This window comes from Paenibacillus sp. MDV22-iso6, from assembly GCF_058408365.1.
In genome coordinates this window covers 35579-57382 of record NZ_JBZVDZ010000007.1, presented here as the reverse complement: position 1 = coordinate 57382, position 21804 = coordinate 35579, and the positions used below count along the sequence as shown (strand labels likewise).

Sequence of the window (21804 nt, the reverse complement as noted above, 5' to 3'; positions counted from 1 at the left end):
AAGGTGCTTGGAATGAGCCTATCAGAACAATTTATGCCGGCCTTTCTCGAAGAGGTCGTAGGTGATCGTTTCGGTCGCTACTCTAAATACATTATTCAGGACCGGGCCATTCCCGATGTAAGGGATGGTTTGAAGCCTGTGCAGCGGCGTATTCTGTACGCCATGTACGATTCAGGAAATACGCCGGAGAAACCATATCGTAAGTCAGCCAAAACCGTTGGGGACGTCATGGGTAACTACCATCCTCACGGGGACTCCTCCATCTATGAAGGTATGGTGCGGATGGCACAGCCATGGAAAATGGGCCATATGCTCGTGGACGGTCATGGTAACTGGGGATCACAGGATGATGATCCGGCTGCAGCGATGCGTTATACAGAGGCCCGTTTGTCGTCCATCGCTATGGAGATGCTTCGCGACATCGAGAAACGGACTGTTCTGTTTAAGGATAATTTTGATAATACGGCCAAAGAACCGGTTGTATTACCATCGCGTTATCCGAACCTGCTGGTCAACGGCGTAAGTGGGATTTCCTCCGGGTTTGCAACGGAGATCCCTCCACATAATTTGCGTGAAACCATTGATGCTTGTATTGCCGTGATGGAGAAGCCGTCGATTGAACTGGACGAGATTATGATGTTTATCAAAGGTCCGGATTTTCCGACAGGCGGATTAATCATGGGCGGCGACGGAATTCTGGATGCTTATCGCACAGGTAAAGGACGGATCTATCTCCGGTCCAAAACCGATATCGAGAATATGCGCGGTGGCAAACAGCAAATCGTCATTACCGAGATCCCTTATCAGGTCGTAAAATCCCGTCTGGTTACAGCGATGGAGAACATTCGGCTGGAGAAAAAGGTTGAAGGAATCGCCGAAGTTCGGGATGAGAGTGGGCGTGAAGGCCTGCGAATCGTGGTTGAGCTGAAAAAAGAAGCGGATGCACAAGGTATTTTGGCTTATTTGCTGAAGAAAACCGACTTGCAGGTCACTTACAACTTCAACATGGTTGCGATTGTAAACAAAGCCCCTCAGCAATTGGGATTGAAATCAATCCTCGAGGCTTATATTGCCCATCAGCGTGAAGTTGTGACGTTCCGTACCCGCTTTGAGCTGGAGAAGGCGGAAGACCGTGCACATGTCTTGGAAGGTCTGGTAAAAGCTCTTAACATCCTTGATGAGGTCATTGCGGCTATTAAAGCTTCGAAGAACCGTCAGGATGCTCAAAATAACCTGATGTGGATGTTTGGTTTCTCCGAACGTCAAGCGGATTCCATTCTGACTTTGCAATTATACCGATTGACTAATCTGGAGATTACTTCTCTGGAAAAGGAACTTGGCGAACTGATGAAGAAGATCGCGCAATTACGTTCCATTCTGGATAGTGACCGCAAGCTGATCGGAGTCATTCGTAAAGAACTGATGGAGATTCGTGAGAAATACGGAATTGATCGTCGCTCAGCCATTCAAGGCGAAGTAGAAGAACTCAAGGTTAATCTGGAAGTGCTGGTGAACGCGGAAGATGTATTTGTCACATTGTCCAAAGAGGGATACATCAAGCGTACAGGCATGCAATCATTCACACGATCCGGCGGGGAACGTAACGCAAGTGGTGTGAAGGAAGGCGATTATATCGCTCAGGTCCTTGAAGTGAACACGCTTGAGAATTTGCTGGTATTTACGAAGAAAGGCCAGTATTTCCTGTTACCTGTGCATCAGGTACCGGAATTCAAGTGGAAAGATCCGGGGACGGCGATCGTCAACGTTATTCCTCTGGCAAAAGATGATCGAATCTCAAGTGTGCTTGCCGTTAAATCCTTCGAAGAGCCGGATCACAGTCTGGTCTTTGTCACTCGCAAAGGACAGGTTAAACGTACCGAGCTGAAGGAATACGTCACCAAGCGTTCCGGCGCAGTAGCCGCATGCAAAGTCGGCAAGGATGATGAGGTATTATCCGTTCATCTAAGTACTGGTGGCAAGGACATCATGCTGATCACCAAAGAAGCCATGGCCATCCGTTTCCGTGAGGATGAAGTAAATCCGATGGGTCGTGTGTCTGGAGGCGTACGTGGTATTCAGTTAAAAGAAACAGATGAAGTCGTATCTGTTCTTTGGGTGGAAGGCGATGAAGGCGAGGTTGCTATATTGTCTGACTTGGGTTATGGCAAACGCTCGTTACTGCTGGATTATGCTCTGCAGAGCCGTGGCGGCAAAGGACTGGCAACATTTGAATTCAAGGAAGGCAAACGGGTGAAACCGAACGGTAGCCGAATTGCCGGAGCGTTCTATTGTCGGGAACAACGGAATGTAACGGTGATGACCAAGGAAGGTCAAACACATCACATTTCTTCCGAAGCTGTACCTATTACTGAACGGAAACATATTGGTAAATTGCTTGTGCATGTGGATAAACAGGATGAAATTGTGGAGCTTATCATGGATCTCGCAGAGAATCAGGCAGCTTCTTCCTCTTAATAAGGATTCAATAAAGACTCTTTGCAGAGCAGGGAAACCTGTCATGTGAGGAGTCTTATTTTGTTGTTCAAACGCGGATTAAAAGAGGACCTCCATGCGAAGTTTAACAACCTTCGTCGATTACGGTCGATCGCTGGGAAATTGAAAAAAGGCAGCAGGAATGCGGCTTTGAAGGGCGAAAACTTAAGCAGGTGAAGTGATAACCGGTTGCAGAGAGGAGCGATTCAAGATGTATAATTCCGATTTTGCCAAGTGCTGGTCGAGGCTGACCAAGGACTACAAGCTGCATATGGATCATGAGCTGGCACCCTCGTTAACAGAGGCGCAGCTGGCCGTACTGGAGGTTCTTGAGGATCACGAGAAGATGAAACCATCCGATCTGATTCCTTTTCTGGCTACAACACCCGCAGCAGTAACGATGTTGTTGGATCGTATGGAAAAAAACGGACTGATTCGCCGGGATCGGGATGATCAGGATCGACGAATTGTATGGGTATCCCTATCTGATAAGGGACGCATGGAGACCGAACGGGGAATCACGATTCGTAATGAATTTATGAATTCGGTGCTCAGCAACATTTCAATGCATAACCAGCAGTTGCTGGTTTATCTATTAGGCAAAATGACAACACCAAAAACAAAAGAGCATGCCTTGTCCACATCTTAAAGACGATGGACGCACGAATAATAGTAACCATGGAACTCTTGCTGAAAAGGCAGGAGGGCTGTGGTTATTTTTTATTGATGTGTACTTTAAAGAGTTTTGCCTGCTTTGGATAGGTAAGAATAATCTCTAAAATTTTATATGTAAAGAGTTGACTATGTAAATATTTTTGTTATAATAAGTAATTGTTCCCCTGATATTTCGTGTACGAAATATTATATTCCATAAGTAAAAAGGGTGAATTAATGTCTGACACATACGAAGTATTCTACATTATTAATTCGTTTCGGCAGGTCAATCAACTGCTCTTCCGGGCATTCTGGAATGAAAACAAGGAAATTGAGCTCACTTCGATTCAATTTATGGTGTTATCCATTTTGAAGGAGCGCCCTTCGATCGGTATCAATGAAGTGGCTGATCTCTGTCATATGGGCAGCAGCTCCATGAGCGCTGTGGTGGAGCGTCTGGTCAAGGGTGAGTACATTGTTCGAACGCGATCCGACTCGGACCGTCGATCTGTAAAGCTTCAGATTACGGACAAAGGGGCACAGGCTCAGGAGGAAACACACCGTTTGTGGATGGAGCGAGTGTCACCTATTCTGGATATCCCGAAGGAAGACCTTGAGCACCTGCTAAGAATTCATAATCAAATGATTGAAAAGTTAGAAGGAAGAGAGATGAACAACCAATGAGTACTACTGCAGCAGCAGCGCCATCCTCAGCGATGGACAATATTAGGAAAGGCCCGATTGTGGCCGCATTGTTAATCGGTGCATTCGTCGCCTTCCTGAACCAAACTTTGATGAACGTAGCTCTTCCTAAAATTATGGAGGACCTCGGCATCGGAGCGAACAAAGCACAATGGTTGACTACGGGTTATATGCTCGTCAATGGTGTGTTGATTCCGGTTACGGCGTATCTGATCGCTAAATTCTCCACACGTCAAATTTTTATTACAGCCATGACGCTATTTACATTAGGAACCTTGGTCTGTGGTTTAAGTCCGAACTTTGCTATCCTGATGGTAGGTCGTGTTATTCAAGCGGCAGGTGCAGGTATCCTGATGCCTCTGATGACGGTTGTATTCTTGACGATCTTCCCTATTGAGAAGCGTGGTCAGGCGATGGGTACAATGGGGATCGCGATGATTCTCGCTCCGGCCATTGGACCAACATTGTCAGGTTATGTGGTTGAGCATTATTCCTGGAGACTGTTGTTCTATATCATTTTGCCATTCTCCGTTATTGCAACTGCAATCGGTATTGCGTTTGTCAAAAATGTAACACGTCAATCCAAACCTAAATTGGACTATCCAGGTGTTATTTTATCCACACTCGGTTTTGGTAGCTTGCTGTACGGCTTCAGTGATGCGGGTACAGACGGATGGGGCAGTGCAATTGTAATTGCTTGTCTGGTCGTAGGGGCGTTATCCCTGATTCTGTTCGTGATTAGACAGATGACAACCGATCATCCACTCTTGGAGTTCCGTATTTTCAAATACAACATGTATACATTAACAACGATCATTAACATGCTCGTTACGATGGCAATGTTTGCAGGTATGATTTTGCTTCCGATTTTCCTGCAAAATATTCGTGGATTCTCACCGATTGAATCCGGTTTGCTGATGATGCCGGGCGCCATCTTGATGGGGATTATGTCTCCAATCACAGGTCGCATCTTCGATAAAGTCGGAGCGCGATGGTTGTCCGTTGCCGGTCTTGCAATTACCGCTATCACAACTTGGGGGCTCAGCCGCCTGTCGATCGACACTACTTATGGTTACATGATGTTTATCTACACAGCTCGTATGTTCGGTATGTCGATGTTGATGATGCCAATTCAAACAGCGGGTCTGAATCAGCTGCCACAGCGTCTGAATGCGCATGGTACAGCGATGTCCAACACACTGCGTACGGTTGCGGGTGCGATTGGTACAGCGATTCTCGTTACGATTATGAGTAGCAAGTTGAAATCCCATCTGGCAGATACCTTGGCTACAGGCCAAATCGCTACAGATGATAAGGCTGCAATGCTTCGTGCTACCGCAGATGCAACCATCTACGGGGTAAACTATGCTTTTATTATAGCGACCGCAATGACAGTCGTTGCTCTGGTTCTGGCCTTCTTCATCCGTAAAACAAAACCGGCTACTGAACATGTAACAACTGAGCAACAGAAAGTGAATGCAACAGCATAAATCAACCTAGATTACTGTTATTATTCATTCAATAAAGGTCTTATATATACAAAAGAGAGTTCAGGCAGATCACACTGCTTGAACTCTCTTTTTGTTTTGCCTTGTTTTGACGTTATTCTTCATCGGCTGATGAATCAAAGAGGAAGGTAGGACCAGGATCATGACCAAAGAGTCTAAGGTTGATACTCCCATCCATCTGAAATTCAACACCCTCGCTAATAAGCTCCGTCTCCTGCATCAGGCGTGAATGCTCGTCGGGAATGGCTATCAGACCTTTGGCATTGACGACGCGGTGCCAGGGAAGCCGCTCCTTCCGGCTCATGGAGTGCAGAATGCGCACAACCTGTCGGGCAGCTCTCGGGCTGCCTGCATGAGCGGCAATCTGTCCATAGGTCATGACTTTTCCCTCAGGGATTGCTGCGATGATGGCGACGACCTGTTTCGTAAAAGGTGTCATAGTAGGTCTTCCTTTCCATTGGAGTAAAAAAACCGCGCCATTCAGATAAGGAATCTGGATGACACGGTTTACGGTCAGATTTGACCTGATCCTGTGAATGATTATTTTAAATATATCAATTAATGTTCGGCTTTAAATGCTTTATCGTACACAGCAGCCGGCCACTCTGCCCATGGAAATTCACGGGGAGGCAGGGACTGCAGCACAATTTCTTCCTTCGTTACCGGGTGGGGAAAAGCAGCGATGGCAGACCATAGAGCAATTTGCTGTCCAGGTTTATTCACACCTGCACCGTACTTTTGATCTCCGAACAGCGGGCAGCCGATTTCTTTCATTTGGACCCGAATCTGATGAGATCTGCCTGTGTGCAGTTCGATGTGAACCAGACTGTAACGGTCGGTTTCTCCGATGACCTGGTAATCCAATACAGCATCTTTACCACCAGCCGTACCCTTAGGCACAACGGTGACGGTATTGGTACGCGGATCTTTCAGCAGCGTGTGTTTTAACGTCCCGTGCTGTGCAGGCAGCTTGCCATGTACAACAGCCGCATATATTTTGCGAAAATGACGTCCTCGGACCGTCTCGGATAATCTTGAAGCCGCCTTCGATGTTTTGGCAAAAATCATGGCACCACCAACGGGGCGGTCAAGACGATGTACTAATCCGAGATAAACGTTGCCAGGTTTGTTATAGCGTTCTTTCAAATCCTGTTTCAGCAGTGTAAGCAAATCCGGATCACCTGATGCATCTTCCTGGGTAGGTACATTGACCGGTTTCGTAATGCCTAACAGATGATTGTCCTCAAACAGAATCGGAATATTTCCCGTTGTTTGCGAATGTTCGGACATCATCAGGACTCCCAGCGGCCCAAGATGCCGCATGGCAGATCCAGACCACTACGGGTAATGGGAAGACCAATTTCACCTGCTGTAATTTGACCGCCGTATTGGGCAGACATCGTCATTGTAAGCATGTTGCGCAGAACGGTAGACGAAATACCGGTTGTATAGGAATTGACCAGCATGAATAATGGGTTATCGGACAAAATTTCCATACAGGATTTAAGGAAAGGATAGAGGTTCTCTTCCAGCTTCCATGTTTCTCCGTTAGGGCCACGGCCATAGGAAGGCGGGTCCATAATAATCGCGTCATACCGATTGCCGCGACGTTGTTCGCGCTGTACGAATTTGAATACATCATCTGTAATGAAACGAACAGGACGATCCGCGAGGCCAGATAATTGAACATTTTCTTTGGCCCACTGTACCATGCCTTTAGCTGCATCCACGTGCACAACTGAAGCTCCGGCATAAGCAGCAGCAACTGTTGCACCGCCTGTATACGCAAACAGGTTTAGTATAGAGATGGGACGGCCTGCTCCAGCAATTTTATCCATCATCCAGCTCCAGTTGGCCGCTTGTTCAGGGAATAGACCGGTATGCTTGAAGCTGGTTGGTTTAATATGGAATTTCAGGTTCTCATATCCGATGGTCCAGCGTTCCGGGATCGGTTTTTTCATATCCCAGCTGCCGCCGCCCGAAGAACTGCGGTGATAATGGCCGTGAACCTGGCGCCATTCATTGGTTTCTTTTTCAAGGGGCCAAATGATCTGTGGATCGGGTCTACGCAAAATCACATCGCCCCAACGCTCCAGCTTTTCGCCGCCTCCTGTATCGATTACTTCATAGTCCTTCCAGTTCTTTGCTACGTACATAATGATTTATCCATCCTTCAAAAGTCATTTGGATACTATTGTACAACAAAAAAGGGCCTGTACGCCAGTTGTGGTAGGCGCCTGAAAGGGTGCAGTGCCTAATATGGTGTTGAATTTGGTCCATCACCATATACTGAAATGGAAACCGATTGAAAATTTAATTTGACAATGATAATCATTATCACATATGATTTTGATAAATTCAAATGTTACTTCTTCAGGAACAGTATGACATGATCAATAAAAAGTGAGGGAAAAATAGATGGCTAAATTGTTAGTGGCTTATGCAAGTATGACAGGAAATACGGAAGAGATTGCGGAACTGATCGTCGAAGGAATTAAACAAGGTGGGCATGAAGTGGATCTCAAGTCCGTAACGGATTGCAACGCAGCTGATGTACTTGATTATGACGGGTTTCTCATTGGAGTATACACGTGGGGAGACGGTGAACTGCCGGATGAATTCCTCGATTTTTACGAAGAGCTGGATGAGCTAGATCTGAGTGGCAAACGGGCGGCAGTGTTCGGAAGCGGGGATACTTCTTACGAGCAGTACTGCGGAGCCGTTGATCTTGCGGCAGCGAAGCTGGTGGAACGTGGGGCGGAGGTATCTCCAGAGATGCTGAAGATTGAATACAGTCCGATGGAGCAGGAGAAGGATACGTGCCGTGACTTTGGCAAACGTTTTGCTGCTGCCGGATTACAGGTGTCCTAAGGACTCATGTTAAGACATAATGTTCAGGCAGCTCTTCAGCCGGGAATGTCAGACACCCCGGTACGGCTGCTTGAAGATTACAGATTGGAAGAGATGCTGCGCAGCCCGCATCGGTTCATCCGCCCGGAACCGGAGGCTGAACAGCGCTCACCGCTGCAATGGAGACACCGTGTACAATATGCAGTCAGCCATGCAGTTAATGCTTTTTACAGTATGGACCCGGAAGTCCGCAAAGAGGTGCCTGTACAGTATTTACTCGAAAAGTGGTGGCCTAGAAAGGCAACCGGATTCGAATCAGTACTTCATTACTGGGATATAAAAAACAAAATTACCGATGAATTATCCCTTGCAATTGCGATGAACGATGATCTGAAGCATCCGACCATTCTGTTTGAACAATGGCGAACGGAGCTTCCTACCTTGTCGATGCATCTGTCCATGATCTTCCAGGCGGCCTGGCAGCCAGAGGGCTGGGATTCGCTTCTCATCCAAAAATATATGGTTGTCCATGATCCAAACGTGGTTGAGGCGTTCCAGCATATGGTGAGCGTGTTCTGCTGGGAAGCATTTGGCAAGCTGCCAGGTATGATCGAAATCTATTGTTTGCTTGAAGGTCGCAAGATTCGATATATCCCGGGACGACAATCACTTATCCGTTCGATGGATTATATTCGACTGATTCGTGACAGCATTCCGAGCGCAGAGAAGGTGGAATCTGATCAATTTACGGTTCAGGACAAAGCCAGAGTACATGAAGAGGTCGATCGGTGGAGAAGTGAGACTGAACCGAAAAAAAACTGGTTGATGTAAAGAATGACAAGGGATGTTGTGATATATCTTGCAGATTAAGGAGGGATGATCCATGTCTACCGGTTTGAGACAAGATGCAGCAAGCGGCAAGAAACGTACAGGAACTTGTGAATTCAGCCCGTTGCCTGTACCACAGTCGGTTATAAGACGGTTGCTTGATGAAGCAGATCCATCTTTATATGTGATAAGTTCAGAGCCTTGGCGGTTTATGTTGTTCGCGAATGAAGGACGTCAACTGTATCTGGAGGCGGTCAGACAGAGTTACCCACCACATTTGGCAGATCGTTACGGAGACTGGGCTACATATCAATATACAGAAGCTATTCCGGCACATCTGGTTGTTGTCGCCCCTTCAAGTGCCAGGGAGGACCATTTATTGCCTGCAAAAGCCTGGAGCAAACGTTTTTGCATCCTGGCAGCGGAACAAGGTTTGAATGCCGTCTGGAAGATCAATGATTATCAACAGCATCCCGTGTTTATGAATTTGATGGGTTTAACGCGTGAGGAAAAGGTATTGGGTGTATTCCACATCGGTTACGGAGACCAGTCTGCACTTCGGGACACCGACGCAGGCAGACCAGCCTCTGAACTGATGACGGTCTACGACCATCTGGTTTAAACGAGGGGATCATCCCTCATTCTTATTTGCCGGTCTTGGCAATAAAATTGCGTACGAGTTGACGATACGATTGATCTGCTGAGCTTGCTGAATACATCCGATTCGACACAGTGATCGTGTTGCCAAAAAAGAACCGTTCGAACTGGGTCTGTCTGCCTCCGAATGATCCTGCTCCAAGCTCCCAGATTAGGCGGAACAATGCTGTGCGTTCCTGAGATACCATGTCGGTTCCTCTCAGGTACGTATCCAGATGCGGCGCGATTTCGGAGCGGAATTCTTCTTCCTGAGGCACCATAATTACGCCGCTGGAACCCAAGAGCTGCAAAATTTCAATCATCTCTGGATACAGTTTGGGAAATAAAAGGTTTGCTGCCATTAACGGTTTGGAGGCAGGTATTATAAATCCCCGTCCATCTTCCATAGCACCGGCTTCTGCTGCCAGAGCCAGTGCTTTTAACGTTTCAAGACCCGCGAGTACCCTGGCTGTTTTCTCTACCACATGCGTTTCAGCAGCTTGGTCGAGCGTGTCAGCGAGTAACTGAATGGTGCCCAGAACAAATTCCGTTTTGGCAATATACCGGCATACGACCTGATGTCCTGCGTGAATGTGAAAATGGCTTCCGCTAAAGAGGCGGCCAGACATTTCCTCATTACCGGCGAAGAATATCCGTTCATGAGGAACAAGCACATGATCAAAAATGACGATGTTGTCCATCTCTTCATATCTGGAACTGAGTGGATAGTTGAAATTAGATTCGGCTGCGTAGGTATCCCGGCAGATCAGGCTAATTCCAGGCAAGTCATTCGGTACAGCAAAGGCAAAGGCGAACGGATTTTCATCTTCGAACGGTGCCGGTGAAGGGGAAGGATACACCAGGATTTCGTCTGACGTGGCGGCCTGAGTGGCCATCATGAATGCACCATTAATGATCAGACCTTCTTCAGTGCGATCAACCACTTTGGCGGCAATGGCATCTTCGGTCGCGTCCAATAGTCCTGAAATTTTACTGGCATGAGGCTGGATAAAGGCATGGGAGAGGGTAATATCATTATCACGGCAGTAGGCATAGTAGTTTCTCAAATTTTCAGCGTATTGTGGCGATACTTCTTCAAGAATATCTGCTCCAGTATAAAAGGCCATAATTGCTGTGTTCATATAATCGGGTGATCGTCCCAAAAAACCATGGTGAGTCCCTGACCAAATATTCATTGCTTCTCGGCGTCTGCGCAAGTCATCTGCGCTGGTTGGAGGCAGAAAGGACATACCTACTGGTTTTCCGTCAGCAGGAGATGCATAAGTCATCGTATCGATTAGATGTGGATCAGACTGAAGATCGTACAACTTCGCTTGTGTTTCCATCAAACCTGCAAACGCAAAATGTTCAGAACGTTTTCCGGTAATAAGCTCCCCTCTGTACCAGCAGGGGACTGTCTGGGCATCGATACGTTCGATATACTGTTTGCCACTTTTTACGGGCATCGTTACTCACCTCTATGATCTATTCGTTCATGGGCAGTTTGACTGCTCTCGTAGTGTACGTTAATAGGCAGTCCAATGTGCATGAAGAGAGGGAGTTCAGATTTTGCAGAAAAGAGCTTGATAATAATTATCATTCTTGTTACAATAGAAAAAGAAAAAGGAACCGCGAAGGCTCCTTTAACTTGAACAAACTGAATTTTTATTATTTTACTTCAAATGTTTTGCAATCCGTTTCAGCGGATTCACTTACTTTTTTGGAACTGTGACTCACGATGTAGATTGAAGATGCGTTACATTTGTTCTCTTGAGCCCAGTGACGACATGAATTAACCTCACATAATACGTCTTTTGCCATGATTGATAACCTCGCTTTGATTGGATTACATTCGTTGGTATAAAAGAACTTCCGGAAATGGCAAGTTGCCGCTTGCAAATCTGGAAAAATTTTGTGCTCTCTCGAGTAAATAGAGGGCTTTTTTGCGTTATACACAACGATGCATATTTAGAATAGCAAATTTTGCTTCCGCTTGCAACAAATTGGACGGGACCTTACGCAAAATGATGGACAAGTCACGGAAACTTTGCAAAGAGGCCGTCTTATGTTATTATTTAATAGTAATAATTACGATTAAAAGATCGTTAAATATGGAGGAGAATGAATCGATAGCATTTAACTTGGATGATCCCCTGAGACATAGAAGAAGGAGAACGATCAACGATGAGCAAAACCAACCATGTAAACCGGATACCCCGAGCGAAAGGCATCGATATGGCCGCTTTTTATTCACCGAAAGAGTGTGGACGCAAGGCAAAGCATATTGTATTCTCTGCAGACAATGAACGGGTTGTGGAGGAGTTTATTACGATTCTCGGTATGAAAGATCAGTTTGCAGAACATGATGTACCGCTGCCGAACAAAATGGTGATGTTTGGACCTCCGGGTACAGGGAAAACCTTAACGGCTTTTCATCTTGCACACCGACTTCAGCTTCCCCTAGTCCTTGTAAGACTTGATGCCATTATACACAGTCACCTCGGGGAGACGGGGAGCAATGTCCGTAAACTATTCGAATATGCACGGGCTAACCCCTGTGTGCTATTTCTTGATGAATTTGATGCCGTAGGTCGTACGCGTGAAAGTAATGATGAGGTTAAAGAGATGGCTCGTGTCGTCAATACATTGTTGCAGTGTCTTGATGAATTCGAAGGAGACAGCATTCTGGTTGCTGCTACGAATCTGGAGACCCAGCTGGATCATGCGATATGGCGGCGATTTGATACCAAAATGACTTATGGGATGCCGGATGAATCGAGCCGTAGATTATATATTAGCAAGTTGATGGGGCAGTTTGAGCAGGAGAGCCGACTGGAAGAATTCACGTGTGAACGCCTCACAGGATGCAGTTATGCCGATGTAGAGCAGATTGTCTTAAAAGCTAAGCGGAAAGCCATTATTGCCAGCAGTCCATTACATGAGCAATTCATTAATGATGCGTATGCAGAATATATGCCGCGGGTACTGGCCACATAGCTTATATATGAATATCAGCAAACACTCTCACATAATGAATAGCCCGGTTCCTATGAAGGAATGTCGGGCTATTCGATATTTCAGCAAGTTGAATGGCCGTTTGTTCTTGGTTATTTGGCGGCAAATGAAGAAAGCTAGATATGACATGCAGACATCGTGTCCTGCTAAGCGTTAGCCGTTGCGCGGTAAAATGGTTCTATCTCTGTTTTTTCAGGACCAGACCATCGTGGCAAAGTTAAGGTGAAAAGGCTGCCTTCAGGACTGCTGGAGGTCAGGGACAGCTCCCCTCCCTGGGCTCGAGCAAGCAAGCGGCTATAGGTCAGTCCCAGACCTAGTCCACGGGTACGGCGTTTTTTGATCTCGCCACGGTAGAAACGTTCGAAGATCTTGGGTTGATCGTCTTTGGTGATACCCGTACCGTTATCCTGCACATTAACAAACAGGTTGTCCTCCTCCGCACGCAAACGGATATGAAAGACGGCAGCATGGTCGGAAGCGGCTGCTTGCAGTCCGTTATTGAGCAGGTTGACAATGATCTGCTGAATCCGAAGGGTATCACCGATGGTATAGAGCGTACCCGAAGGTGTATGCAATTCAATTTCGGGAGACTTGTCCTCATAAGCGATTTTCCACTGATAGATAATCTCACCCACCAGCAAATTCAGATCTATGCGTTCCCGACGAACAGCAACACTTCCAGCGCTCATCGCATTGTAATCCAGCAGGTCAGCGACCATACGTTCCATACGTTCGGATTCTTTGAGTGCGATGTCCAGAAATTCCTTTGCTTCCTCCGGACTAACGATATCATCCCGGACAGCCATCACGAGCCCTTTAATGGACGTTACCGGCGTTTTCAATTCATGGGTTACCCCAGCAAGTGACAGGGCACGCCATTCCTCCAATTGCTGCAAACGAATGGACATCTCGCGAAAAGATTCAACGAGTTCATTCATCTCCCGTTCCCGTGTATTCAGATCCAAATTGACTTCATAGTTTCCGTTTCGAATCTGCTCCGCGGCGTGGGCGACCTGGCGAATAGGCTTGGAGAGCTTGCGGGACAGGAGGTAGATTGTAAACCAACCACACAGGATTAAAGCAACGAAAAGGATGCACACCACCAGCATCGTTTCCGGATTGTATGCAATGGACTTTTTGGATTGCATGACCCACACTTTACCGAGCGTCTGATCGTCATCTGTGACGTTAACCGTCACCCCGGCGAATTTATTGTTTCTTGGTTCGCGCAGGTCGTCAGACAGCCGATAATACACATCCTGCTGCGTCATTTTTGGTTTGGAATAAATCAATTGATTATTGTTGTCGAGCACCATAATACAAAAGTAATTATCTGTATTGAAAAGCTTGGTACGTTTGTCCACCAGTCTGTCAAGATCCGGGGGAATATACAGTTTGTTTTCTGTGCCAGTTACCTTCTCGGCGATTTCCAGACCTAATAGTTGGGCCGTTTTGAGACCTTTCTCAATGGAAGTGGTTCTGATCCAGTAAAGTGCCCCTGCAACAATAATGGTAAAGCCGATGCAGAGGATTAGAAAATAACGAAGCGTCCAGTAAGACAGAATGGATGTTTTACGTTTCGGTGTATTTCGTTTTAGTTGGCGATCCAAAATTGATACCCCATTCCCCGTAAAGTCCGGATTTCTCCCGTTTCCGGTAGCCAGTGAGATAACGCCTGACGCAGCCGTTTGATCGACAGGTCCACAGCCCGATCACTTCCGTCATAGTCCATGCCCCATACCTGTTCGATCAGATGGTCTCGGGTAAATGTGCGGTTGGGGTATTCCGATAGAAACAGGAGCAGGGACAAATCACGTGGTGTCAGTGCAACCTCGGCGCCGTTCAAAAGTACCTGTTTGGCAGCCAGGTCAATGACCAGATTGCCAAAGTAACGTTTGCCCTCACCTTCGGCTGTCCAGTGTGGGTTGCGGCGAAGCACAGCATTGACTCTGGCGACCACTTCCTCGGGCACAAAGGGTTTGCTCATATAATCGTCAGCACCGGCATTCAGCCCATTCAGTCGGTCCTGAATATCATCCAGTGCGGTTAGCATGATGACGGGACAAGCACTTTTTTCGCGGATGATTCGCAGCAGATCCCAACCGTCCATTCCGGGCAGCATCACATCCAGCAAAACCAAGGAAGGAACATCCGCATCAAATTGAGTTAAAGCAGTGGGTCCATCCGCTACATGACGAACATCGAATCCCGCTTTTCGAAGATAGGCAGCCAGCACACGGGCGATAGCTTGTTCATCTTCGACGATGAGTATGGATTTCAAGAAGGTGTCTCCTTTCACTTCAGAAGCTTGTGTACTGATTTTACATGAGCGGAAGCACAATGCCAATGAGGCAATTATTTTCAGAAAAAAATGCGTTGTATGTCATTTCTTGACGTCATCCTGACACATTGGGCTGTTAAGATGCTGATAAATAACCAACTTATACAGTTACCCATTGGAGGAAAATAGAGATGAATAAAAAGACAAAAACATGGATGATCTCAGGGGCAGCAGCAATTGTTATTCTTGGAGGCGGAGGGTATTATTTCGCAAACAGTTACCTGGGCAATAACGTTGAGATTGAACAGGTGCTTCCTGCCAGTACCGCCGCGTCCACAACGGAAGCCGGATCGGACAGTGGTACAAGCGTATCCAACGATGCAGCGCGAGCAGAGCAACTGAATGGAGACTGGAGCATCAGCGAAGGTTCAAAAGTATATTTCTCGGTAACGACATCACAGGAAACCGTCAATTTTGCCGACGAGCAGGTGAGTGGTAACCTGACCCTTAATGTAGACGATGCGTCCCAGATGAAGGCGGATGGACAGATTGAGATGAGTGACATTGATTCAGGCAATAGCCAGCGGGATGGACATGTGAAGGGGGCTGATTTCTTCGATGCAAGTACTTATCCACAAGCTACATTTAAGGCTACCTCATTTGAAGGTGTACCCACGGAATGGCCGGCAGGGCAGACCGTAGATTTTAAAATGAACGGAACCCTAACGGTAAAAGGGATTGAGAAAGAGGTAACGTTTGACGTAAAAGCCGCTTATGAAAATGACCAGGTGTTGTTGTCCGCCACAACGATGGTTACCTTTGAAGATTTTGGTATGGAGAATCCACATTCGGTGGTCCTTTCTACTGAAAATGACATTCAGGTTCAACTGGAGCTGAAGCTCAGCAAGTAAGCATATAGTAAGGCTAAAATCTGTTCCAATCTGCCTAATCAGGCAGAGGGACAGATTTTTTTTGTTAGGAATGGGAATCGATCCACAGTGAGCAAGGAATTACCATTCGATGTGTTAAAATAACTGCTGTTTCCTTGGCATAATACCGTGTCCTCGATTATTGTAAAGCGCTTACAATAATAATGATTTACAACATTCATTGTTCAAGTTGAACCAAATACGATTAGGGGGAGATCAAGCGTGCACAAAAGATACATAAGTGGCTGTCTCGTATTACTGTTGTTGTTCTGTGATTTGGGGCTGGTAGTTCGGCCCGCAGCGGCAGCGGCGAAAGTAAACGTTGCGCTGAATAAGGCGGTTACGGTCAGCTCGGAGGATCTACAATGGGGGGGCAATAAAGAAAAAGCGGTGGATGGCAAAGGAGATACGTATTGGAGTGCGAGCACTGGAACAACAGTTGATCAGCCACAATGGGTGCTGATTGACTTGCTCAGCGCCCACCGCTTAACTGGAGCCGAAGTATTGTGGAAGGATGACGTTATTGTGCAATTTGTCGTTGAGACATCCATGGACCAGGCAAATTGGACCGTTGTAGCTGATTACAGTAACAATGCCACAGCTAAACAAAAGGTCGATCTTGATTTTCAGGAAGAGGGGGTCCGGTATGTCAGAGTCAAGATTCCTTTCTACGGTGAATCAGGAAAATGGTCAGCTATATCCGAGCTTCAAATCTGGGGAGAGGAAGAAGGTCGTGACCCGGCAGGAATCGCAAGTTATGATGCAGTCAACGTAACAACCGTAAGCCGGAGTGCCCCAGTTCTGCCTAATGAAGTCATGGCACATTACGGGAACGGGAAATCGGGTCTTGTCCCGGTTGCATGGGAGGAAATTAATCCTTCAAAATATGCATCAGCAGGCAGCTTTACCGTTACAGGTGATGTATATGGAGCTCCCTTTCAACCTGAAGCTACCGTTACGGTAGAAGGATATCGCAGTGATTTTGTCAGAGGGGTGGATATTTCCACGTTAACAGCCATTGAGGATAATGGAGGTTATTATCTGGACAGCAATGGAGCTGAGCGCGATCTGCTCGATATTCTCAAAGACCGTGGCGTGAACTATGTGCGGCTTCGTCTGTGGAATGATCCACAGAAATCCAATGGGTACAACGACAAGGAAGATGTGATTCGTCTGGCCCAGCGGGTAAAGGCGAAAGGTATGAAGGTCCTGCTCGACTTCCATTATTCCGATGAATGGGCGCATCCGGGTCAACAGCTTCGTCCCAAGGTCTGGGAAAATCTCTCGTTCGAAGACCTGAAGACGGCGGTGTATGATTACACACGTGAAGTGGTAGGCGAGATGAAGGATGCGGGCGCGATGCCCGACATGGTTCAGATCGGTAACGAAATTAACAGTGGCGTGTTAAACGGATTGAAGAGTAACGTCAATTTTGATGAAAATGTAGCTTTGCTTCAGCGCGGTGTGGACGGCGTACGCGATGTCCCTGGAGGAGATCAGGTCAAAATTATGATCCATCTGGCTGAAGGGGGCAAAGCGGATACATTTGACTGGTACTTCGGCGAATTGCAGAAAAAGGGGCTGCAGTACGATATTATCGGGCTGTCCTATTATCCATTCTGGCACGGAACATTCGCAGATGTGCGCAAAACGATGAATGAAGTATCTGCGAAATATGGAAAAGAAGTCATTATTGCTGAGACGTCCTATCCATTCTCGTATAAAAACGGGGACGCTCACGGCAATATTATTGGCAACCCGGAAACGCTGAATGTGGGAGGTGCTACCTTCCCGGCAACCGTGCAGGGACAATACGATGCGATTTCAGGCATCATGGACATGATCTCACAAGTTCCGGATCAGAAGGGAGCGGGTTTCTTCTATTGGGAGCCTGCATGGATTGCGGCCAATGTAGGCTGGATTGCTTCCGAGGGAGACGCATGGGAGAATCACGCCATGTTTGATTATGACGAATATCCGGCGAATGGCGGTTACTCGTATGAAGGGCGTGCCCTGCCATCGCTGGATGTGTACAAACGTGGTTTAGACATTCTGCCCGCAGATCGGAAAGATTTGTCGGCAGCCATTACGCGTGCAAAGGCGCTGGTATCCAGTGATTTTACACCTGAAAGCTGGACCACACTCGCTCCGGCCATTGCGGCAGCCGAGCATACGTACAAATTGGCGTATACATCTGGTGTGACACAACAGGATACGGACGCTGCGACTGCCACTCTTCATGAGGTTATGCAGCAGCTTGATGTTATAGCGGCGAATCGGAACACTCTCGAGGAGATTATTACCGAAGCCAAAACATATAAGCAAGCAGATTGGTCTGCTGCAACCTGGGCTGTTCTGACTAAGTCTCTTACTCGTGCAGAACAGATCATGGCAGATCTAAGAGCCACTCAGACCGAGGTGAATACAGCAGCAAAACAAGTGGAAGCAGCAATTCATGGGTTGTCCAATGTAGACAAAACTGAGCTGACACAGTTCATCGGTGAAACCCAGCAGCTGACCGAATCTTCATATACACAGCGAAGCTGGGCAAACCTGAAAGCGGCATTGTTATCGGCAATCACGGTCAGAGACAAGCAGGATGCCATACAATCGGAAGTGCAGGAGGCTCTGACAATACTTCAGAAAGCCCATAACAACCTTGTTTTGCTGGAGGCATTAACAACAGGTAAAACAGCTACTGCATCAAGCAGTGCCGGTACTGGTGGTGGAAAAGACAACTCACCTGGGGGAGCGATTGACAGTGACCCCACTACTTCATGGGGAACAGACCAAAGTGTGGATAGTTGGTGGCAAGTGGATCTGGGGGCGACCGCTGTGATCCGTAAGCTGGAAATGTCCATGTGGAGTGGAGGCATTAAATACCAGATCGAAGTATCCAACGATAACAAGAACTTTGTCAAAGTCGTGGATACAACAAGTGATGTGGTTGTTTCCACCAGTCCGAGGCATATCCTGCCCGCAGGCACGGAGGCGCGTTATATTAAACTGACCATTACCGCTGGTTCTCAGTGGGTAGGCTTTATGGATTTTGAAGCTTACGGTATGTTCCTGGCGGACAAATCTGCCTTGGGAACTACAGTGAATTCCGCTGCGAAGCTGCATCAAAATGATTACACGGCCGTAAGCTGGAATAGGTTTGCACAGGCATTGTCGTATGCTCGTGTGCTTATGGATGATGCAGAAGCCAGTGCACAGGAAATCAGTGCTGCGGATAACGCGTTGAAAGAGGCGCTTAGTCAGCTTGTACGGCAAGAGTCGACTCCGGGTCAGCCGTCACAGCCCGGTCAACCTGCACAGCCTTCCACGCCTGGATCATCGCAGAATCCCGGCAATCCTTCTGTAACGCCACCTGTTGAATCCGGTAATCCAGGAGAAAGTGGTTCCATTACATTCAAAGGTACAAGTACCGGAGCGGGCTCCTATGTGATTCAACCTGATATGAAGCAGTTGTCTCAAACGATTGACGGAATGGGAGCAGGCAGCAAACAGCTCACCTTGATTGCAGATGTTCCTAAGGATACAAAGGCTGCGACCTTCCGGCTCAATGCAAATCAACTTCAGGAATGGGCACGTACTCAGGCATTACAGTCGCTGGAGCTGATCATGAAGCAGACATCTGTCCGCATCCCATTAAGTCTATTGAAGGATGCTCGTAATGAAGATGGAGTTACAATGGATGTCATTCTGGTCGAAGACTCCACAGCCAATCTGTCTGAAGCGCAAAAGAAAGCCATCGGTAACCGCAACGTGGTCAGTGTGGATCTATTGTTGAATGGGCAGCCGTTACAGTGGACTGATAGATCCATTGAAATTGCGATGTCGAATGTTCAACATTCAAATGCAGAAGACGTTGTGCTGGTTATCCAATCCCTTTTGGCAAATGGTGAAATGAAACCAGTAACCTTTACTCAATATGATGAAATGACCCAAAGTCTGGCTTTCAAGCCGCTTCAATCAGGCCGTTTCGTGATTACTGAAGTGCAGGTGCCGTTGAATGACTTACAATCCTACTCCTGGGCCATTAAAGAGGTTCAGAATTTGTATGGCAAAGGAATCATTTCAGGCATGACAGATACCCGATTCAGTCCGCAAGCAGAGCTGACACGAGCACAATTTCTGCAAATGATCATGAAGGGGATTGGCGAATCACGGTTGCCGGATACATCCACTTCAGCTCCAATGGATGTGAAGAATGATCAGTGGTATTCAGATTCCGTACGTCTTGGTTTGGAGATGGGAATCGTGCAAGGCCGAGCAGACGGTTCGTTTGCAGCAAATGAACGTATTACCCGTGAGGACATGGCGGTAATGTTAAACCGTGCGGTACAGGTCATGAAGCAGAACGCCAGTACAACCGTTGATACAACAACCAACAGCACCACATTTAATGACAACGCAGATATCGCTGAATATGCAAAACAAGCTGTTGCATCCATGCAGGAGCAAGGTCTACTTAGAGGAATGGCGGATGGCACGTTTGCGCCAAAACAGCATGCCAACCGTGCACAGGGGGCGGTCGCTGTAGCCAGAATGATGGAGCAGATTTATAAATTCTAAGTTTATATATGATATAGGGATCGGGTCTTTCTGGCTCGATCCCTATGTTTATGGATTTCAATTAAAATGGTAGACAGTTAGTAATCAATTCTGCTATGATTCCAATGATAATGATTACCATTATCACAAAAAGCAATGAATTATAGGGGGCATCATGTTTATGTTTAAATCCAAATCGATTCTTTCCATCTGCACGTTATTCATTGTGTTTACGCTAGTTCTTGCGGGCTGCGGAAATGCAGGAAAGACAACGGATGAAACGGGGAGCGGCTCAGGACAGACGAGTGAGAATCAGGAATCCACTGGAACCGATACAGCTCAGAATGAATCAGCGGAAAGTGAAACACGTGAATATGAGACGGATAAAGGGACGGTTACCATTCCTGCACATCCGAAACGCATCGTGACCGATTACTACGGGGGCGAAATTCTGTCTGTAGGCGGTAATCTGATTGGTGTGGAGCCAAGTGCCTTTGATAATCCGTTCATTAAGGACAAGCTGAAAGACACCACAGACGTGGGTTATCCGGTGAACGTGGAGAAGACGCTGGAATTACAGCCTGACTTGATCGTTGTGATGTATGATGATAACTACGAGGAACTGTCCAAAATTGCACCAACTGTGCATATCCCATATGGTACAGCTACAGATATCTACAAGACAGTTGAGCTGTTTGGTGATTTAATGGGTCAACCTGATCAGGCGAAGGCGTTCATTGCCGATTATGAGAAAAAGGCGGAAGAGGGACGCGAGAAGCTGAAAGGTATCGTGGACGAAAATACAACCGTTGGATTATACGAGTTGACGGACAAAGGGGATCTGTGGATCTTTGGCGACAACGCAGGCCGGGGCGGGCAAGTTGTATACAATGCTTTGAAGCTGAAAATGCCGAGCAAGGTGAGCAAAGACAATCAGACCGTGCAGCTATCGCTCGAAGTACTGCCTGAATACGCTACGGATTACATGTTCATGACGGTGTACGATCCTGAGAAAAAAGGCGAAGCACTGAAGGAATTCAAACAGTCCAAAGTATGGAACGGTCTGGATGCGGTGAAGAATCACCGGTTCTTCGAGAATGATTTTGATACATTCTATCGATATGATCCAATCGCCATTACTGCCCAGATCGATTTGTTTGTTGATCTGATCTTGAAGAGCGCTGAACAAAACAAATAAATGATTAACAGCTTGATGACTTCTAATGTTAGGCTAGCGCCTCGCATAACTTAACCCACAATGAGTTGTCATTACTGACTATAATTATAGAAAATCGACCTGCTTTAAGGCTTCTGCCTAAGGTAGGTCTTTTTTTGATATAAAAGCAAAAAA

Annotated in this window: 18 protein-coding genes; 11 read left to right on the top strand and 7 right to left on the bottom strand. The window is 46.9% G+C overall.

Annotated elements, in window-relative coordinates:
• Nucleotides 1–12 precede the first annotated feature (12 nt).
• The 4 genes from gyrA (at nt 13) to AC4PM4_RS19745 (ending at nt 5339) form a co-directional block, all read left to right on the top strand.
• A complete protein-coding gene (gene gyrA / locus AC4PM4_RS19760) occupies nt 13–2475 on the top strand; it encodes a DNA gyrase subunit A (protein ID WP_064636946.1) in 2463 nt (820 codons plus the stop codon).
• 229 nt (nt 2476–2704) lie between these two features.
• Nucleotides 2705–3142 carry a MarR family winged helix-turn-helix transcriptional regulator gene (locus tag AC4PM4_RS19755; RefSeq protein WP_063563171.1) on the top strand — a complete coding sequence of 146 codons (438 nt, stop codon included), beginning with the start codon at nt 2705–2707 and terminating at the stop codon, nt 3140–3142.
• Between the two features lie 242 nt (nt 3143–3384).
• On the top strand, nt 3385–3831 hold the full coding sequence (locus tag AC4PM4_RS19750) for a MarR family winged helix-turn-helix transcriptional regulator (protein ID WP_090951382.1): 447 nt from the start codon (nt 3385–3387) through the stop codon (nt 3829–3831).
• Nucleotides 3828–5339: a DHA2 family efflux MFS transporter permease subunit gene (locus tag AC4PM4_RS19745; RefSeq protein ID WP_063563169.1), complete on the top strand. Its 1512-nt coding sequence runs from the start codon at nt 3828–3830 to the stop codon at nt 5337–5339. Before AC4PM4_RS19750 ends, AC4PM4_RS19745 begins: the two co-directional genes overlap by 4 nt.
• A 112-nt stretch (nt 5340–5451) precedes the next feature.
• On the opposite strand, the gene AC4PM4_RS19740 is transcribed toward AC4PM4_RS19745, so the two are convergent.
• The 3 genes from AC4PM4_RS19740 to AC4PM4_RS19730 all read right to left on the bottom strand — a co-directional run bounded on the left by AC4PM4_RS19740 (nt 5452) and on the right by AC4PM4_RS19730 (nt 7513).
• Complete coding sequence (locus tag AC4PM4_RS19740; RefSeq protein WP_072733382.1) at nt 5452–5796, bottom strand: MGMT family protein; 345 nt, start codon at nt 5794–5796, stop codon at nt 5452–5454.
• 119 nt (nt 5797–5915) lie between these two features.
• Nucleotides 5916–6650 (bottom strand): RluA family pseudouridine synthase, encoded by a 735-nt coding sequence (locus tag AC4PM4_RS19735; protein WP_491614377.1) that lies wholly within the window; start codon nt 6648–6650, stop codon nt 5916–5918.
• Entirely contained in the window at nt 6650–7513 is an 864-nt protein-coding gene (locus AC4PM4_RS19730) for a class I SAM-dependent methyltransferase (protein ID WP_491614376.1), read from the bottom strand. Before AC4PM4_RS19730 ends, AC4PM4_RS19735 begins: the two co-directional genes overlap by 1 nt.
• A 262-nt stretch (nt 7514–7775) precedes the next feature.
• Here AC4PM4_RS19730 and AC4PM4_RS19725 point away from each other — a divergent pair, with 262 nt between their 5' ends.
• From AC4PM4_RS19725 to AC4PM4_RS19715, 3 genes are read left to right on the top strand one after another with little or no spacing between them, the layout of a single operon-like run.
• Nucleotides 7776–8228: a flavodoxin gene (locus AC4PM4_RS19725; RefSeq protein ID WP_064636952.1), complete on the top strand. Its 453-nt coding sequence runs from the start codon at nt 7776–7778 to the stop codon at nt 8226–8228.
• 6 nt (nt 8229–8234) lie between these two features.
• Nucleotides 8235–9038: a hypothetical protein gene (locus AC4PM4_RS19720; protein ID WP_090807339.1), complete on the top strand. Its 804-nt coding sequence runs from the start codon at nt 8235–8237 to the stop codon at nt 9036–9038.
• A gap of 52 nt (nt 9039–9090) precedes the next feature.
• Entirely contained in the window at nt 9091–9657 is a 567-nt protein-coding gene (locus AC4PM4_RS19715; RefSeq protein ID WP_072733380.1) for a nitroreductase family protein, read from the top strand.
• Nucleotides 9658–9679: 22 nt separating this feature from the next.
• Here AC4PM4_RS19715 and AC4PM4_RS19710 read toward each other — a convergent pair whose 3' ends face one another.
• Both AC4PM4_RS19710 and AC4PM4_RS19705 read right to left on the bottom strand, forming a co-directional pair.
• On the bottom strand, nt 9680–11137 hold the full coding sequence (locus AC4PM4_RS19710) for a 4-hydroxyphenylacetate 3-hydroxylase family protein (protein ID WP_090807337.1): 1458 nt from the start codon (nt 11135–11137) through the stop codon (nt 9680–9682).
• Nucleotides 11138–11339: 202 nt separating this feature from the next.
• Nucleotides 11340–11492, bottom strand: coding sequence for a DUF1540 domain-containing protein (locus AC4PM4_RS19705; protein ID WP_072733378.1), 153 nt, complete (start codon nt 11490–11492; stop codon nt 11340–11342).
• Between the two features lie 363 nt (nt 11493–11855).
• Here AC4PM4_RS19705 and AC4PM4_RS19700 point away from each other — a divergent pair, with 363 nt between their 5' ends.
• The gene (locus AC4PM4_RS19700; protein WP_491614373.1) at nt 11856–12668 is read left to right on the top strand and encodes an AAA family ATPase; all 813 of its coding nucleotides are present in this window, start codon (nt 11856–11858) and stop codon (nt 12666–12668) included.
• A gap of 164 nt (nt 12669–12832) precedes the next feature.
• Here AC4PM4_RS19700 and AC4PM4_RS19695 read toward each other — a convergent pair whose 3' ends face one another.
• Together AC4PM4_RS19695 and AC4PM4_RS19690 are read right to left on the bottom strand one after the other, a co-directional pair.
• Nucleotides 12833–14296, bottom strand: a complete 1464-nt coding sequence (locus AC4PM4_RS19695; RefSeq protein ID WP_491614371.1) for a HAMP domain-containing sensor histidine kinase — start codon at nt 14294–14296, stop codon at nt 12833–12835.
• A complete protein-coding gene (locus AC4PM4_RS19690) occupies nt 14281–14967 on the bottom strand; it encodes a response regulator transcription factor (protein ID WP_063563160.1) in 687 nt (228 codons plus the stop codon). Before AC4PM4_RS19690 ends, AC4PM4_RS19695 begins: the two co-directional genes overlap by 16 nt.
• Before the next feature lie 191 nt (nt 14968–15158).
• Here AC4PM4_RS19690 and AC4PM4_RS19685 point away from each other — a divergent pair, with 191 nt between their 5' ends.
• From AC4PM4_RS19685 to AC4PM4_RS19675, 3 genes are all read left to right on the top strand, one after another.
• Entirely contained in the window at nt 15159–15878 is a 720-nt protein-coding gene (locus AC4PM4_RS19685; RefSeq protein ID WP_491614368.1) for a YceI family protein, read from the top strand.
• A gap of 240 nt (nt 15879–16118) precedes the next feature.
• Nucleotides 16119–20474: a glycosyl hydrolase 53 family protein gene (locus AC4PM4_RS19680; RefSeq protein ID WP_491614366.1), complete on the top strand. Its 4356-nt coding sequence runs from the start codon at nt 16119–16121 to the stop codon at nt 20472–20474.
• Between the two features lie 160 nt (nt 20475–20634).
• Complete coding sequence (locus AC4PM4_RS19675; protein ID WP_063563156.1) at nt 20635–21651, top strand: iron-hydroxamate ABC transporter substrate-binding protein; 1017 nt, start codon at nt 20635–20637, stop codon at nt 21649–21651.
• Nucleotides 21652–21804: the final 153 nt, after the last annotated feature.

Bases quoted from the DNA above. Each gene is read 5' to 3' on its own strand.
- gyrA (WP_064636946.1), top strand. From the start codon at position 13: ATGAGCCTATCAGAACAATTTATGCCGGCCTTTCTCGAAGAGGTCGTA.
- AC4PM4_RS19755 (WP_063563171.1), top strand. From the start codon at position 2,705: ATGTATAATTCCGATTTTGCCAAGTGCTGGTCGAGGCTGACCAAGGAC.
- AC4PM4_RS19750 (WP_090951382.1), top strand. From the start codon at position 3,385: ATGTCTGACACATACGAAGTATTCTACATTATTAATTCGTTTCGGCAG.
- AC4PM4_RS19745 (WP_063563169.1), top strand. From the start codon at position 3,828: ATGAGTACTACTGCAGCAGCAGCGCCATCCTCAGCGATGGACAATATT.
- AC4PM4_RS19740 (WP_072733382.1), bottom strand. From the start codon at position 5,796: ATGACACCTTTTACGAAACAGGTCGTCGCCATCATCGCAGCAATCCCT.
- AC4PM4_RS19735 (WP_491614377.1), bottom strand. From the start codon at position 6,650: ATGATGTCCGAACATTCGCAAACAACGGGAAATATTCCGATTCTGTTT.
- AC4PM4_RS19730 (WP_491614376.1), bottom strand. From the start codon at position 7,513: ATGTACGTAGCAAAGAACTGGAAGGACTATGAAGTAATCGATACAGGA.
- AC4PM4_RS19725 (WP_064636952.1), top strand. From the start codon at position 7,776: ATGGCTAAATTGTTAGTGGCTTATGCAAGTATGACAGGAAATACGGAA.
- AC4PM4_RS19720 (WP_090807339.1), top strand. From the start codon at position 8,235: ATGTTAAGACATAATGTTCAGGCAGCTCTTCAGCCGGGAATGTCAGAC.
- AC4PM4_RS19715 (WP_072733380.1), top strand. From the start codon at position 9,091: ATGTCTACCGGTTTGAGACAAGATGCAGCAAGCGGCAAGAAACGTACA.
- AC4PM4_RS19710 (WP_090807337.1), bottom strand. From the start codon at position 11,137: ATGCCCGTAAAAAGTGGCAAACAGTATATCGAACGTATCGATGCCCAG.
- AC4PM4_RS19705 (WP_072733378.1), bottom strand. From the start codon at position 11,492: ATGGCAAAAGACGTATTATGTGAGGTTAATTCATGTCGTCACTGGGCT.
- AC4PM4_RS19700 (WP_491614373.1), top strand. From the start codon at position 11,856: ATGAGCAAAACCAACCATGTAAACCGGATACCCCGAGCGAAAGGCATC.
- AC4PM4_RS19685 (WP_491614368.1), top strand. From the start codon at position 15,159: ATGAATAAAAAGACAAAAACATGGATGATCTCAGGGGCAGCAGCAATT.
- AC4PM4_RS19675 (WP_063563156.1), top strand. From the start codon at position 20,635: ATGTTTAAATCCAAATCGATTCTTTCCATCTGCACGTTATTCATTGTG.